Source organism: Alcaligenes sp., assembly GCF_050255915.1.
In the GTDB taxonomy this organism is placed as follows: domain Bacteria; phylum Pseudomonadota; class Gammaproteobacteria; order Burkholderiales; family Burkholderiaceae_B; genus Alcaligenes; species Alcaligenes aquatilis.
Window position 1 is genome coordinate 144,073 of the sequence record NZ_JBFWIQ010000009.1, and the last position, 15,182, is coordinate 159,254.

The following is a 15,182-nucleotide window of genomic DNA, read 5'->3' on the forward strand; positions in this document are numbered from 1 at the left end:
TAACGAACAGTGGCAAGAAGCATATACAAATAACAAGGGGAAGAGAAGTGTCCAGGCGATCAATAAAAAGACAAGCTCTGCAAAACGTCGGCCTCTTTCCAGCCAGAACCTCGTTTCTGCGCCGGTTCTGGCTGGATTCCTTTACCCTGCTGGTACTGACCGCATGTAGCACCAGCCTGCATGCCGCCTCCTACGAGGATTGGATCAAACAGGCACGCCAAGGCCAATACCAGTCCGCCATTGCCGGCTTGCAACAGTACCGGCAACAGCATCCGCAAGAGACACGTGTCCAGCTTGATCTGATGCGCATTCATGCCTGGGCAGGCCAGCCGCAAGAGGTCATCCACCTGTACGAAAGCTGGCCGACCAACCTGCCCTTGCCGGCCGATGTATTGCTGCTGACAGCACGCGCCCACAAAGATGCGCGCCAATGGACACCGGCCCAAAACCTGTATCGGGAAGGAATGCGGCGCTTCCCACAGCAAGCCGCCTTCACCATGGGCCTGTGCATGAGCCTGGCCGATGCCGGACTGACTGCCCAGGCCTTGAGCTGTGCCCAGCAACTGCAGCCGGCCACACGCCAAAACACCAATTACCTGCTGACGCGCAGCTACATCTACCGCGCTGCCGGCCAGAACTACGAAGCCCTGCGCGTCAGCCAGGATGCTCTGGCTGCCCAGCCAGACAAAACCGATGTTATCCGGGATTATGACCAGTCCCTGCATGCCGCCGGCCTGCACCGCCAGGCGATGGAATGGCAAACACAACATCCCGATATCTTCTCGAGCGCAGACCTGGCTGACCGTCAAGCCGACTATGCCGCTGAATTGACCCGGCTGTCGCCCCAGCCCACACGCACACTGCCCGAACGTTTTCTGGTCGCCAACCGAGCCATCGCGTTGCAAGACAAACTGGCTGACAGCGCCAGCTTTCTGGGTAACCCCGCTTTCGCCCGCCGCATCCGTGGTGACCGTCTGATTGCGGTGGACACACGCGAAGATGCGCCCTCTACAGTAGACATTGCTCCCGAACGGGCGGCCCAGTATCCAGGCTATGCCTACGCCTCGCTAGGAGCCCTGCAACTGCGCGCCCGTCACCCCGAACAAGCCGTATTCAGCTACGAGCGGGCGTTGGCCGAACCCTCGCTGGACGCAAAAACACGCACACGCTATCAAACCGGATTGGCCTTTTCCTTGCTGGAGTCTGGCCGCGAAGATCAGGCACTGGCATTGGCCGAGCGCATGGAAAAAGACATGCCCGCCACTCGCTGGCTACGCGGCAATCCAATCCCCCAGCCCAATCCAGGCTATACCGACACCTTGATTTTGAAAAACTCGCTCTATACCTATACGGGTTTGCTCAAGGACGCGCGCGAAAATCTGGCCAAGGCCAGCGCACAGGCACCAAGCAACGTCAATCTGCGCGTGCCGCTGGCCGATGTCCAGCGCATATCGGGTATGCCAAGGGCGGCGGAACGCAATCTGAAGATCGCTGAAACCTATGCGCCGCGTCAAGAAGACGTCATCATCAGCCAGGCCCAGACCGCCCTGGACCTGCACGAATACCGCCAGGCCGAAGAACTATTAGCGTATGCCAAAGCGCACTACCCCACTAATATGCGGGTCACGGAACTGGAAAAAGACTGGCAAACCTACCGCAAGAACGAACTGATTTTGCGCAGCGGTTTTGAAACCAGCAACGGTGGCGATGTCTCGGGCAATGACGGCATACGCACTGAGGCGCAATGGTACAGCGCCCCCATCGACTACAACTGGCGCGTCACCGCCCTGGCCGGGCATCTGGATACCAGCGACGAGCTTGGCCACAACGTAATCTGGCAGGGAGCTGGTCTGGAATACCGCGGCCGCGACTGGCAATCGCAGCTGATGATCAACAACCAGAACTGGGGCCAGGGCAACAAAATGGGGGCCAGCCTACAGGTCGATCACGAGCTGAACGATCACTGGAGCATCGGCGGCACCTTGGACTATCGCACCCTGGATATTCCGAATCGCGCCCTGGCCGCAGGCATCACGGCCAACCAGGGACAAGTGCGGTTGCGCTGGCAAAATGGCCCCGAGCAATGGGTGCAAGCCGCCTACACCGGGACAAAATTCTCTGACAACAACGTACGTCAGAGCCTGCAGATCACAGGTAACCAACGCATCTACACCAGCCCGCGCATCAAGGCCGACGCCCAGCTGGAGCTATGGGCTTCCGGCAACAAAGACCAAGACAGACCCTACTACAGCCCACGGCGCGAATACATGGCTGTGCCTGCCCTACGTCTGGAGCACCTGATTTACCAACACTACGACGAGCGCCTGACCCAGGCCCTGACACTGGGTGTGGGCCTACATCACCAAAGCGGCTATGGCAGTGGTGCCGTAGGTTCGGTCGCCTACGAACTGAACTACCAGCACGACCGCAATCTGGAAGTCGGCCTGCGCCTGCAGGCCCTGTCCCGCCCCTATGACGGCCAGCGCGAACAGCAGTACAGCGGCATGGTTGAACTCAAGATCAAATTCTAAGCGGCCACGACAATGAGCACACGAATCCTGACCCTTCTGATAGTGGCCTTCAGCGCCCTTTTATCGGCCTGTAGCGCCAGCCCGCCGGCCCTGTATGTGCCGCCCGAGCAGCGTCGCCTCGAACAACAAGAGCAGCCCTGGCGCAATGACGAGCTGCTCATCATCGCCTACCACGACGTGGAGGACCACGATCCTAACCAGGCGTACCTGAGCGTCAGTACCGAGCACCTGCGCCAGCAGTTTTCCTGGCTACAGGAAAACAACTATGTGCCGGTCAGCGTAGAGCAAATTATGCGCGCCCGCCAAGGTGTGGAGCCTCTGCCTGAAAAGGCAGTGCTACTGTCATTTGACGACGGGTATCAAAGTTTCTATACCCGCGTGTTCCCGCTGCTCAAAGCCTATCAATGGCCTGCGCTGCTGGCCCCGGTCGGCAAATGGTTGGACACCCCCGACAACGAAAAAGTGGACTTCGGCGGTCTTCCCACCGAACGTTCGCGCTTTTTGCACTGGGCGCAAATCGACGAAATGGCCAACTCCGGTTTGGTGGAAATCGGCGCGCACACCCAAAACATGCATTACGGTGCCATCGCCAACCCACAAGGCAATATCCAGCCGGTGGCTGCCGCGCATCGCTACCTGACCGATCAGAAACGCTACGAGACCGATGCCGAGTACACCGCCCGCTTTCGCGAGGATGTGCGCGCCATCAGTGCCCGCGTCAAACAGCACGCCGGTAAGCCGCCGCGCGTCTGGGTCTGGCCCTATGGCCGGATCAGCGGCCTGGGCCTGCAAATTCTGGAGCAAGAAGGCTATCAGATGGCCCTGACGCTGACCGACGGCGTGGCCAACGTCCACGACCTGATGAATATGCCACGCTATCTGGTGGATAACGACCCGGACATAAGCACCTTTGCAGGCTTTATCACTGCCCGTGAAGACCGTCAGGCCGAACGCGTGGTGCATGTGGATCTGGATTATGTGTACGACCCCGATCCGGCGCAGATGGAACGCAACTTGAGCGCCCTGGTGCAACGCATCGCAGACCTGAAACCACGTAGTGTCTATCTGCAAGCCTTCGCCGACCCCACAGGCGATGGCCTGGTGCGCTCGGTCTACTTTCCCAACCGCCACCTGCCCATGCGCGCCGACCTGTTCAACCGCACAGCCTGGCAATTAAGTTCGCGTGCCCACGTCAATGTCTTTGCATGGATGCCCGTGCTGGCCATCGATACGTCCGAGCCGGCGCAACACGTACTGCAATGGCATGTCGACGGCAGCCCGCCTTCCCTGCCCACACAAGGCTACCGCCGCCTGTCCCCCTTTGACCCGCGCACCCGCCAGATCATGGGCGATCTGTACGAAGATCTGGGACGCAGCGCCATCTTCTTTGGTGTCGTATTCCATGACGATGCCACGCTGACCGACTTTGAGGATGCCTCGCCCGCCGCCCTGGACGCCTACGAAAAAGCCGGCTTTGGCAGGGACATCGGGACGATACGAGCCAATCCCGAGCAGTTTGAGCGCTGGACGCGCTTTAAATCACAAGCCCTGATCGACTTGACCCAGGAACTGGCTGATCGGGTACGCAAGCAGCGCGGCCCGCAGATCAGTACGGCCCGCAATATGTACGCCCTACCGGTTCTGCAGGCCCAGAGCGAACAGTGGTTTGCCCAGAACCTGAACGATTTTCTGCAAGCCTACGACTGGACTGCCGTGATGGCCATGCCCCGCATGGAAGACATCCACGATCAGCATGCCGTGACCTGGCTGAACGAGCTGGTCGATAAGGTGGCCAGCCACCCAGAAGGCCTGCGCCGCACCGTGTTCGAAGTGCAATCCGTCGATTGGCCCGGCCAAGGTCAGCCATCCCGTCCGCTGGACTCCCATCTGGTGGCCGGCTGGCTCAATGCACTGACGGCAAGAGGGGCGCGACATGTCGGCTATTACCCAGACGACTTTGTCAACAATCAGCCCAAGATGAACGTGATTCGTCCGGAAATCACGATTGAATGGTATCCAACAAAAAATGATTGAACGACTGATCGCCCTATTGGCCCTGTGCCTGATCGTCGGAATTCCTCTGGGAATCACCGTCGCCCTGACCAGCCACCTACTACTCTACTTCATCTTCATGTACCCGCTGTTCATGTCGGGCATATGGATAGGCGGTGGCTTGATCTTCTGGTTCCAGCATGAACGCCGCTGGACCTATAAACCACACGCCCCACCCGAACTGGAAGGCATGCCGCTGGTCAGCATCCTGATCCCTTGCTTTAACGAACAGGCCAACGCCCGCTCTACCATCCTGTCCGCGCTGAATCAGGTCTATCCCAACATCGAAGTCATCGCCATCAACGACGGCTCCAGCGATCGCACCGCCCAAGTGCTCAATGAACTGAGCGAGGAGCACGACAAGCTGCGCGTCATCCACCTGGCCCAGAACCAGGGCAAGGCACTGGCCCTGCGCATGGGAGCCATGAGCGCCAGCGGCGATTACTTCGTGTGTATAGACGGCGATGCTTACCTGGACCCGGAAGGCGTCAATTACCTGGTCGCCCCCATGCTGCATAACCCGGAAGTCGGGGCCACTACCGGCAATCCGCGCATCCGCACGCGCTCCACCCTGATCGGCCGCATCCAGGTTGGCGAGTTCTCCTCGATCATCGGGCTGATCAAGCGCACGCAGCGCGTCTACGGAAAAATCTTCACGATTTCCGGCGTGATCGCAGGCTTTCGTCGTCAGGCCTTGGACGAAGTGGACTACTGGAGTCTGGACATGATCACCGAGGACATCGATGTGACCTGGAAGTTGCAGTTGGCCGGCTGGCAGGTGTTCTATGAGCCGCGCGCCCTGTGCTGGGTGCTGATGCCCGAAACACTGAAAGGCCTGTTCAAGCAACGTTTGCGCTGGGCTCAGGGCGGGGCGGAAACCTTCCTGAAATACACCCCGCAAGTACTGCGCTGGGAAAACCGCGACATGTGGCCCCTGACTCTGGAATACCTGTGCTCGACCTTATGGAGTTTCGCCCTGGGCGTGGCGATGCTGGTTTGGTTGCTTGGACAAGTGCTCCACTTGCCTGCGGCCACCCAGATCGACGGCCTGTTCCCACCCTCGTTCACCGGTATGGTGCTGGCCGGCATGTGCCTGCTGCAGTTCGCCGTCAGCATCTGGATCGACCGTCGCTACGAGCCCGATCTGCCCCTGTCGATGTTCTGGATCATCTGGTACCCATTTGTCTACTGGTTGATCAATTTCTTAACCACGCTGTGGAGTTTCCCCATGGTCATGCTGCGCCTGCGTCGCAAACGCGCCCGCTGGAGCAGCCCCGACCGGGGTATCAAGGAGCTGTCATGATCATCACGACCCAACGCCATCCCATCACTCGCTGGATAGACCGTCTACTGACCATCGCCGGCTGGTTCGTCTTCAGTTACCTGATCGCCAAAGGCTTGCTCCTATTGATCGGTCACACCATGGACAAAGCTGGCTACGAACAGATAGACCCGATCTTCCCGACCCTGACCACCTTTCTGTTCTACGGGGCGGTTCTGCTGACCAACGGCCTGCTGCTGTTGGCCTGGTCACGCTGGCGACGCCAGCAGCGCCAGCAGCGCCACCTGCGCCAGGCTCTGTACCGCCAACGCAGCCGCTTGCATCGCGCCAAGCAGCCCCCCCTGCCGCATTTTGATCACGAACAGATCGATACCGTGCGCCACAGCCGCATCGTCGTGCTCTACAACGCCCAGGACGGCGCGGTACAGCATGTGGAAGCAGCCAATCCGTTGCCCATGCAGCAGGCAACCGGCACCCACGACGCAAAACCACTGACACCGCTGATCTTTCGTCCGCGCGCCTACCCCAAACAGCCTACGCCGAATCAATAGTACCGACGCAAAAACAACCCTGCACAAGGGCAAACAGCCTAGGAAATGCGGCTCATGTAATTGCAGATGGCCGTCTCTACCATAGTCAGTAACGCCGATGTATCAAGCCGTAAGGCGAAGGAACAACAGGTGCTGCAATGACAAAACCATACCAACAAGGGGCCGTGCTGCTGGCAATGCTGTGTGTCATGAGCAGCGCCGCCGCACAACCAGGCAGAGATACCAGCAAGCCCAAACCGGCCAACTTCATGGAAGCCATCCGGCAGGCTGAAGTGGTTCGCAAGAACCTGTTTGACGATCCGCTCGCGGGCATCGTCATCAACCGCACCGTAACGGTGCAAGGACAAGACTTTTACCGCTACTTCAGCAATCGCTGGCGCGAGCTGACCGGGGCCAGCCCCTTCACCCTGACGGTGGTGGAGCGCCCGTCGGCCCGCTGGGGTAGCGAGATCTGGGTCGAATACCGTCGCCAGCGCATGTATCACGCTTTTCTCACGCCCGCGCGTTCCGGCACAAAGAAGGCCAGTGAGCGGGCCGTGGATCTTGTTCTGGAAAACGTCAATAAAAGCGAAATCGAACGCGTACTCACCAACAACCCGGACCTTGCTCCGGACGAACTTTAATAAGAGAGACATAACGTGAAGACTTTCCTGCCCCTTGCCTCTGTTCTGCTGACCGGTGCGCTCTTTGCTCCCGTCCATGCAACCGAACTGATATATACCCCCGTCAATCCGAATTTCGGCGGCAGCCCGCTCAATGGGCAATGGCTACTGAACTCGGCCCAGGTCACCAACAAGCACACAGACCCCGAAGCCGAAGACCTGGGCTCGTCCTTTGAGCAGCGCACGCCCTTCCAGGACTTCAACGATCAGTTGGAGCGCTCGGTACTCAGCCGCCTGGCCTCGGCCGCGTCCTCGCAGTTTGTGGACAGCAACGGCAAATTCGTACCCGGCACCTTCGAGACCGGCAGCTTTACTGTCAGCGTCGTCGATATCGGCGGCGGAGCACTGACGATCACCACCACGGACCGGATCACCGGCGCTTCCACTACTTTCCGAGTGATGCAACCATGATGAGCACAGTGACCGTCCTGAACGCGCGCCCAACGCGCCTGTTAAGCGTGCTGGCCCTGACCTCGGCCCTGGCTGCCTGCGCCGTCCCCTCCACCCCGGCCGAAGTCAAAGGCTCTGCCTACCTGACGCCCGCCTCGCCAGCCACGCACGATCTGCTGGAGCTGCCCGCGCCCGCCCAGCGCCTGACCGTAGCCGTCTATGGGTTTCGTGACCAGACCGGCCAATACAAGCCCAATCCGGACAGCTCCTTTTCCACCTCAGTCACCCAGGGAGCCGCCGCCCTGCTGGTCAAAGCCTTGCGTGACTCGCGCTGGTTCACTCCGGTCGAGCGCGAAAGCCTGCAGGAACTGCTGACCGAGCGGCGCATCGTGCGCGCCCTAGACGGATCGCAGGAAAACGGCCAGCGCACCGCCATCAACATCCCGCCGCTAGCCCCGGCCGAAATCATGATGGACGGAGGCATCATCTCCTATGAAAGCAATGTGCGCACAGGCGGCGCGGGCGCGCGCTTTCTGGGCGTAGGCCTGTCTACCCAGTATCGGGTTGACCAAGTCACGGTCAACCTGCGGGCCATCGACGTGCGCACCGGCAACATTTTGCAAAGCGTGTCCACCACCAAGACCATCTTTTCCTACGAAGTCCGGCCCAGCGTCTACAAGTTCGTGAACTTCAAAGACCTGCTGGAAATCGAGGCCGGCGTAACCAACAACGAACCGGCCCAGCTCTCGGTCAAAGAGGCCATTGAATCGGCAGTGGTGCATCTGATCGTGCAAGGCATGAGGGAAGGCCAATGGCGACTGCGAAACGAGGCCGACCGTAACAACCCCATCGTGCAGAACTACATGAAGCAAAACGAAACCTATCGCAGCCTGCGCACCCAGACCGCTGTGACCAATCCTGAGGCCGCGCAAGCCAATGAGGCCACAAGCGATGAGGTGCAGACCGCTCCAGTTACCGGCAGTTGAACACGAGCAGACAGCGCGGTGGTTCCGAGAAGACCGGCCACCGCTCTCTTTCCTAACAACGGTCTTCAACATGCACTGAGGAGAAGTATATGAACGGCAAACTGTCCACATTAGCTATTGCCCTGGGCACCGCGCTGGCCCTGCCCACACTGGCGCTGGCTGACAACGCCACCGTGACGCAGACCGGCAATTTCAACAAAGGCGTCGTTCTTCAAAACCACAACGCCAACGCCAACGCGACCATCGACGTGAATGGAGACCGCAACGACGATTACATCAACCAATGGGATAACGGTACGGTTCGCACCACCGTGAAGGTCATCAACGGCAACGACAACAAGGCCGTGGTGGAACAAAGCCGCAGCGGCGGCAACTCCACGATCACCATCACCCAGTCACGCAACCGCAACGACGCCTTTGCCAGCCAATGGCAGGCCAACGGTTCGCAAATCGGCATCAAGCAATTACGCTCGGACAACAAGGCGGTTGTGGAACAAGTCCGCAGCACCGGTGACCAGGCCTGGGTAAACCAAACGGGACAAATGGGCGATGCCTATGTCAATCAATACCGAACCCGTGACGCACTGGCTGTCATCAACGACAGCGGCGCGCGCAACGACTCGGTCATCGAGCAAGACAACAGCAGCCATGTCAACGCCTTCATTACCCAGTCGGGGTACAAGGGAGATGCGTACATCAATCAATACAAAAGCATGAGCTCGACCGCCAGCATCACCGACAGCGGCAAGTACGACAAAGGCGTGATCGATCAGTGGAATGTCTCCAACTCGAACGCCTCCATCGTCCAGGGCGGTGGCCACAAAAATGATGCCACTATCAGCCAAACCGGCACGTGGTGGGGCAATTCGGATCGCCTGCACGCCAGTATTGTTCAGATCGGCTCGCATAACAAAGCCGTTACTGAACAGACCGGCTACAGCAACGATAGCAACATCATCCAAAGTGGTTTGGGTAATGACGCCTACAACTCCCAAGCAGGCATCGGCAACGATTCCTACATCAGCCAGGGCGGCGGCTATAACAAGGCCGTGGTTACCCAGGTCGGTTTCAACCTGGACTCGTCGGTAATGCAGAACGGTTGGGGCAACCGCGCTCAAGTGGTGCAAAGCGGCCTGAGCCACAACAGCACCGTCACCCAGACGGGCAACTTCAACAATGCGTATGTCAACCAGCACTAACCGGCTAATGTAAGCCAAATGTCAGCGGCAATATGTTATATAGTAGGCGCCGCTGACAACACCCAAGCTATTGATATGTAAGCGGTTTAGGGATTATGGAGCATAGGAGTAACCCGAGTTTATAAGGCTTTCTAGATACCTAATCCGAGCTTTTCGGCACAGCATGACGTTTAAAACATCAAAATTTAACGGAAACCAACAATGATTAACAATTTCACATAATTCGTCAGTTCTGAATGCGGCTAGCCACCTGATAATTAGGCTGCCAACAGGAAACAAGAAAAGAAAATACCCATAACTACCAAAGACAATGACACATGCAATCCAACCAACAAAAGGCTTATTCAACGTAATGACATAGAGCCTATGACGCAGCGAGGGAGACATAAAATGACAACAATTATCATCGTGGAGCCACACACCTTATTCAGGTTGGGTATCGTACGGCTGCTGGCAGACACCCTGCCCAGCGCGGAACTGCTCAGCATGGACTACGAATCAATGGAAACCGGTCTGCAGACACGATGTTGTGAGCTGCTGCTATTGTCGGTGCCATCGGCCAAGGCCTGTTTGAAGCTGCTGGCTGATGCGCACCGCAGCCTGCAACCCAGCGCCGTACTCCTGATAGCCGAGTCCCACTACGCCTTGCCTGCGCTTCAAGACATGCCTGCCGGCGTTATGGGACATTTGCTCAAGACCGCCACACCGGAATTAATGGCGGCTTCGATCAATCTGGTGTTGGCCGGCGGCTCCTGTTTTCCATCGCCTGCGCCCCAGCATCAAACGACGGCAATGGCCACGCCTGTAACCCCGCCATCGAGTCCATCGCCGTTCCAAGCCCATCCCGACAAGCTGATTACATCCTACGAGCCCATACGCTGGCCACCCGCCGATCCTGAAACAAACCATCTTGACGAAGCACGGCTGCTAGGCCTGACGCCGCGCCAGTATGAAGTGCTGGTGCTATTGGCACGCGGCATGACCATCAAGGGCGTGGCCCGGCAGTTGAATATTTCATCGGCTACAGCCAAAGCGCATGCTGAAACCCTGTATATGCGGATGAACGTACACAACCGCAACGAGGCCGTCTATCACGCGGTCTCCAAAGGAGCCAGGCTAGGGATGCCCAACACCCACATCGAAAAAGCCTGCTAACCGCAGGCTTTTCTACTACAGCATCCCTAATTGCAAGCGGGCTGATTCACTCATACGTTCCCGGCTCCAAGGCGGATCCCAAACCAGCTCCACCACCGCTTTCTCTACGCCCTGGATGGTCTCCAGCTTATAGCGGGCTTCGTCCGCAATCATGGTGCCCATACCGCAACCCGGAGCCGTCAGCGTCATGTCCATAGTGATGGAGAACGTTTCCGGCCCAGTCTGGTTTACATGACAGGCGTACACCAGACCCAGATTAACGATATCGACCGGGATTTCCGGATCGTACACGCTGGCAAGCACAATCCAGGCAGCGTCTTCAATGGTTTTTTCGCTCAGAGGCAGCTCGGGTACAAAAACCTCGGGTTTATCCTGAGACTCGAAACCCAGAGCATCGGCATCGACACCTTCAATTCGGTAAAGGTTGCCCTCTACCATCACGGTATAGCTGCCACCCAGCTTCTGGGTAATCGTTGCTGTACAACCCGCCTCGATCGTAACGGGAGCACCGTAAGGGATACTGACAGCCGGACAGTCCCGGCTGACCAGCACATCATGTCGTTCAAAGTAGCTCATGACTTGCTTGCGCCTTTATTCGGTTTGCGCGGTTTCTTTGGCCTGATTGATGGCGTTATGCAGGGTATGCCAGGCCAAAGTGGCACATTTAACCCGTGCGGGGAATTCACGCACACCCGACAACACTTCCAACTTGCCCAGATCTCGATCGGGATGGGCCTCTGTCAGCATGGCGTGCATATCTTGAAAGAGAGACTCAAACTCGGCCAGACTCAGGCCCTTCACCGCTTCGGTCATCAAGGATGCCGAGGCTTTGGAAATAGCGCAGCCATGCCCCACAAAGCTGACTTTCTGCACAATGCCGTCTTCCACGACCGCGTAAACAGCCAGTTGATCCCCGCACAAAGGATTGTGGCCATTGGCAAAATGGCTGGCGTTTTCTATTACTTCAAAGTTACGCGGGCTGCGATTATGGTCAAAAATGACCTCTTGGTAGAGCTCGCGCAGCCCGTTGAAATCCTGGCTCATTTAGCCAACTCCAAATAGTTTCTGAGCTTTGCGCAGGCTAGCCAGCAAAGCATCAATGTCTGCGTAATCGTTATACAAGGCAAAGGAGGCACGGGCCGTGCCCGGAATGCCAAAACGTGTCATCAAGGGCATGGCACAGTGATGACCAGCACGCACGGCAACGCCGTCCATGTCCAGGATGGTGCCCAGATCGTGTGGGTGAATGCCATCGACCAAGAAGGACACAATGCCTGCCTTGTGTGCGGCCGTCCCGACAATACGGATACCCGGCATGGCCAACAAAGCGTCGGTCGCATACTCCAGCAATAGCGCCTCGTGGTCGGCAATACGCTGCATACCTATACCCATCAAATAATCCATGGCAGCTGCCATAGTGATGGCGCCCGCGATATTCGGTGTACCTGCCTCAAAGCGCTGTGGAACCGGCGCGTAATTGCTTTGCTCGAAACTGACGGTGGTAATCATGTCTCCGCCACCCATCCAAGGTGACATGCTGTCCAGAATCTCGTAGCGTACGTACAAAGCGCCCATACCCGTGGGGCCGTACAGTTTGTGTGCCGAGAACGTGTAGAAGTCAGCATCCAGAGCCTGCACGTCCACCACACCGTGGGGAACGGATTGAGCGCCATCCACCAGTACCTTGGCACCGACGGCATGCGCCTGACGCGTCATGTCAGCGATGGGATTGATCGTACCCAAGGCATTGGACACATGCCCCACGGCCAACAAGCGGGTTTTTTCATTGAGCAATTGCTTGAACGCTTCCTGATCCAGCTCGCCATTGTCCAGCACGGGCACCACGCGAATGATGGCACCGGTACGTTGTGCAACCAATTGCCAAGGCACGATATTGGAGTGATGCTCCAAGCCTGTCAGCAAGATTTCATCGCCTGCTTTCAGGTTGTCCATGCCCCAGCTATACGCCACCAGATTGATGGATTCTGTGGTGCCACGCGTAAACACAATTTCTTCGTCGCGCGCGGCATTCAGAAATGCCCGCACTGTGCTTCTGGCCTGATCGTACAGCTCAGTAGCATGCTGAGATAGCCAATGCACACCACGGTGGATGTTGGCATTGGACTGCTCATAGAATCGCGCCTCGGCTTCAATGACCGAGCGCGGCTTTTGCGTCGTCGCCCCGTTATCCAGATAGGACAGGCGTTGGCCCCGGATGGGGCGGGCCAGGATAGGGAAATCCTCGCGGTGATTCAGCAAACCAGCAGCAGTTACGGGCATAGGCGCATTCATGCAAGCTCTCCAAGGGCAAGACCGCCGGGCAACAAAGCATTGATACCAACCGTGGCACGGCTACGCAGACTCTCGGAAGCGATACGCTCCAAAGACTGAGCCGCAAACGCGTAGATCAGCATATTGCGAGCATCTTCCATCGTCATACCGCGCGAACGCAGGTAAAACAGGCTGTCCGCATCCAGTTGACCCACCGTGGCACCATGTGCGCACTTGACGTCATCCGCATAGATTTCCAGCTCGGGGCGGGAGTCCGCACGTGCCATCTTGGACAAGAGCAAACTGTCCGAGCGTTGCACCGAATCCGTACCGTCAGCGCCCTTGCCAACCAGAATGCGACCACTAAATACGCCGCGAGCGGTGTCGGCCAGAATACCGCGGTAGAACTCACGGCTTTGGCAGTTAGGCTGGGCATGGTCAATGATGGTGTTGTGATCTACATGACGGCGACCGTCTACATAGTACAAACCATTGAACAAGGTTTCGCAGCGCTCACCATTGAACACGGTAGCAATATCGTTACGGGCAATACGAGCACCAAACGACAGGGAATGCGAGTTAAATACCGAACCACGGCCTTGCTGAACATCAATAGCGGCCAGATGGAAGTCCTGCGGGGCTTCCTGCTGCAACTTCATGTGCGTCAGGTTGGCATCGGGGGACACGTTCAGACGAGTCACCACGCTGCTCAGGGAAGCGTCAGTCCCGTCCTCACCCAGATAGTGCTCCACGACGGTTGCACTGGCACCGGATTCCAAGGAAATCAGGTTACGCGTGAAACTGGCGCTGCCCCCTTTCGTGCGTACAAACACCAAATGGACAGGCTGCTCCAGATGTTGGCCAGCAGCGACATGCAGCGCAGCACCGTCCTGGGCCAAGGCCAGGTTCAAGGCAGCAGTGGAAGCCCCCCGGGATTCATCCCCGTAAGCTTGCTCCAGCCAGTCCGCCTCTTGTTGCAGACAGGCGCTGAGCGACGACAAGCGCACACCTGCAGGCAATTGACTCAGGTGCGACAAGGACGCGTCGTAATGACCATCTACAAAGACCAGGAAATACCCGTCTTCGTTCTGGCGCACTGCGGCCACCCTCTCAGCAGCCGAAGCCGATTTCTGAGGCGCAAAGCGTTGTTGTTCCAGCAAAGCCAAAGAGGTGTGATGCCAGGCTTCAATACGCGTGGTTGGCCAGCCTTCTTGTGCAAAACGATCCAGAGCGCGCTGACGCATAGCGCTTAGCCATGGCAGACCGGCCCCAGGTGCTTGTGCAGCCTGAGCGGCAAAGCTGTTGACCCAATCTGGCAGACTCATACCGCAGCTCCCTTGGCTTTTTGTTCGGCGGCGGCTTGTTCCAGCACCCAACCGTAGCCACGTTCTTCCAGCTCCAAAGCCAGTTCACGGCCACCGGAACGGATAATCTGACCGCCCGCCAACACGTGCACAAAGTCAGGCACGATGTAGTCCAGCAGACGTTGGTAGTGAGTGATTACCAGCAAGGAGCGCTCGGGGGAACGCAGACGGTTCACGCCATCAGCGACCACGCGCAAAGCGTCAATATCCAGACCGGAGTCGGTTTCGTCCAGAATGGCCAGCTTGGGTTCGAGCAGGCTCATTTGCAAAACTTCGTTGCGTTTCTTTTCACCGCCGGAGAAACCCTCGTTCACGGAGCGGTACAGAAACTCTTCACGCATCCCAACAATCTTCATTTCCTCTTTAACGCGCTTGAGGAAGTCCATGGCGTCCAGCTCAGGCAAGCCCTGATGACGGCGCACGGCGTTCACGGAAGCACGCAGGAAATAGGCGTTGGAGACACCGGGAATTTCAATGGGGTACTGGAATGCCAGGAACAGGCCGGAACGGGCACGGTCTTCGATCTTCATTTCCAGCAGGTCTTGACCCAGCCAATCTACCGAACCGCCTTCAACGGTGTAGTCTTCACGGCCAGCCAGCACCTGGGACAAGGTGCTCTTGCCCGAGCCGTTCGGGCCCATGATGGCGTGGACTTCGCCGGGATTAATCTGAAGATTCAGACCTTTAAGGATAGGTTTATCTTCAACCGAAGCGCGCAAATCTTTAATCGTCAGCATTT

General features: G+C 57.8%; 14 protein-coding genes. 9 read left to right on the top strand and 5 right to left on the bottom strand.

Annotated elements, in window-relative coordinates:
• Positions 1–47: 47 nt before the first annotated feature.
• The 9 genes from pgaA (at position 48) to AB7E06_RS13075 (ending at position 10,808) form a co-directional block, all read left to right on the top strand.
• On the top strand, positions 48–2,531 hold the full coding sequence (pgaA, locus tag AB7E06_RS13035; protein ID WP_427957232.1) for a poly-beta-1,6 N-acetyl-D-glucosamine export porin PgaA: 2,484 nt from the start codon (positions 48–50) through the stop codon (positions 2,529–2,531).
• A 12-nt stretch (positions 2,532–2,543) separates the two neighbouring features.
• Positions 2,544–4,565 (top strand): poly-beta-1,6-N-acetyl-D-glucosamine N-deacetylase PgaB, encoded by a 2,022-nt coding sequence (gene pgaB / locus AB7E06_RS13040; RefSeq protein ID WP_427957234.1) that lies wholly within the window; start codon positions 2,544–2,546, stop codon positions 4,563–4,565.
• Complete coding sequence (pgaC, locus tag AB7E06_RS13045) at positions 4,558–5,886, top strand: poly-beta-1,6-N-acetyl-D-glucosamine synthase (RefSeq protein ID WP_094196601.1); 1,329 nt, start codon at positions 4,558–4,560, stop codon at positions 5,884–5,886. Before pgaB ends, pgaC begins: the two co-directional genes overlap by 8 nt.
• Complete coding sequence (gene pgaD / locus AB7E06_RS13050; protein ID WP_094196600.1) at positions 5,883–6,416, top strand: poly-beta-1,6-N-acetyl-D-glucosamine biosynthesis protein PgaD; 534 nt, start codon at positions 5,883–5,885, stop codon at positions 6,414–6,416. Before pgaC ends, pgaD begins: the two co-directional genes overlap by 4 nt.
• Before the next feature lie 137 nt (positions 6,417–6,553).
• A complete protein-coding gene (locus tag AB7E06_RS13055; protein ID WP_009454353.1) occupies positions 6,554–7,039 on the top strand; it encodes a curli production assembly/transport protein CsgE in 486 nt (161 codons plus the stop codon).
• 15 nt (positions 7,040–7,054) lie between these two features.
• Positions 7,055–7,489, top strand: a complete 435-nt coding sequence (locus tag AB7E06_RS13060) for a curli assembly protein CsgF (RefSeq protein ID WP_094196599.1) — start codon at positions 7,055–7,057, stop codon at positions 7,487–7,489.
• Positions 7,486–8,454 (top strand): CsgG/HfaB family protein, encoded by a 969-nt coding sequence (locus AB7E06_RS13065; RefSeq protein ID WP_376912926.1) that lies wholly within the window; start codon positions 7,486–7,488, stop codon positions 8,452–8,454. The genes AB7E06_RS13060 and AB7E06_RS13065 overlap by 4 nt, the downstream gene beginning before the upstream one ends.
• Before the next feature lie 89 nt (positions 8,455–8,543).
• Positions 8,544–9,653: a curlin-associated protein gene (locus tag AB7E06_RS13070; protein WP_094196597.1), complete on the top strand. Its 1,110-nt coding sequence runs from the start codon at positions 8,544–8,546 to the stop codon at positions 9,651–9,653.
• A 390-nt stretch (positions 9,654–10,043) separates the two neighbouring features.
• Positions 10,044–10,808: a response regulator transcription factor gene (locus AB7E06_RS13075; protein WP_094196596.1), complete on the top strand. Its 765-nt coding sequence runs from the start codon at positions 10,044–10,046 to the stop codon at positions 10,806–10,808.
• 15 nt (positions 10,809–10,823) lie between these two features.
• Here the strand turns inward: AB7E06_RS13075 and sufT are convergent, their stop codons facing one another.
• From sufT to sufC, 5 genes are read right to left on the bottom strand one after another with little or no spacing between them, the layout of a single operon-like run.
• Complete coding sequence (gene sufT, locus AB7E06_RS13080; RefSeq protein ID WP_094196595.1) at positions 10,824–11,384, bottom strand: putative Fe-S cluster assembly protein SufT; 561 nt, start codon at positions 11,382–11,384, stop codon at positions 10,824–10,826.
• Positions 11,385–11,399: 15 nt separating this feature from the next.
• Positions 11,400–11,852 (bottom strand): Fe-S cluster assembly sulfur transfer protein SufU, encoded by a 453-nt coding sequence (sufU, locus tag AB7E06_RS13085; RefSeq protein ID WP_009454366.1) that lies wholly within the window; start codon positions 11,850–11,852, stop codon positions 11,400–11,402.
• Complete coding sequence (locus tag AB7E06_RS13090) at positions 11,853–13,100, bottom strand: cysteine desulfurase (RefSeq protein WP_094196594.1); 1,248 nt, start codon at positions 13,098–13,100, stop codon at positions 11,853–11,855.
• Positions 13,097–14,404 carry a Fe-S cluster assembly protein SufD gene (sufD, locus tag AB7E06_RS13095; RefSeq protein WP_094196593.1) on the bottom strand — a complete coding sequence of 436 codons (1,308 nt, stop codon included), beginning with the start codon at positions 14,402–14,404 and terminating at the stop codon, positions 13,097–13,099. Before sufD ends, AB7E06_RS13090 begins: the two co-directional genes overlap by 4 nt.
• On the bottom strand, positions 14,401–15,180 hold the full coding sequence (sufC, locus tag AB7E06_RS13100; protein WP_094196592.1) for a Fe-S cluster assembly ATPase SufC: 780 nt from the start codon (positions 15,178–15,180) through the stop codon (positions 14,401–14,403). The genes sufD and sufC overlap by 4 nt, the downstream gene beginning before the upstream one ends.
• Between the last annotated feature and the right edge of the window lie 2 nt (positions 15,181–15,182).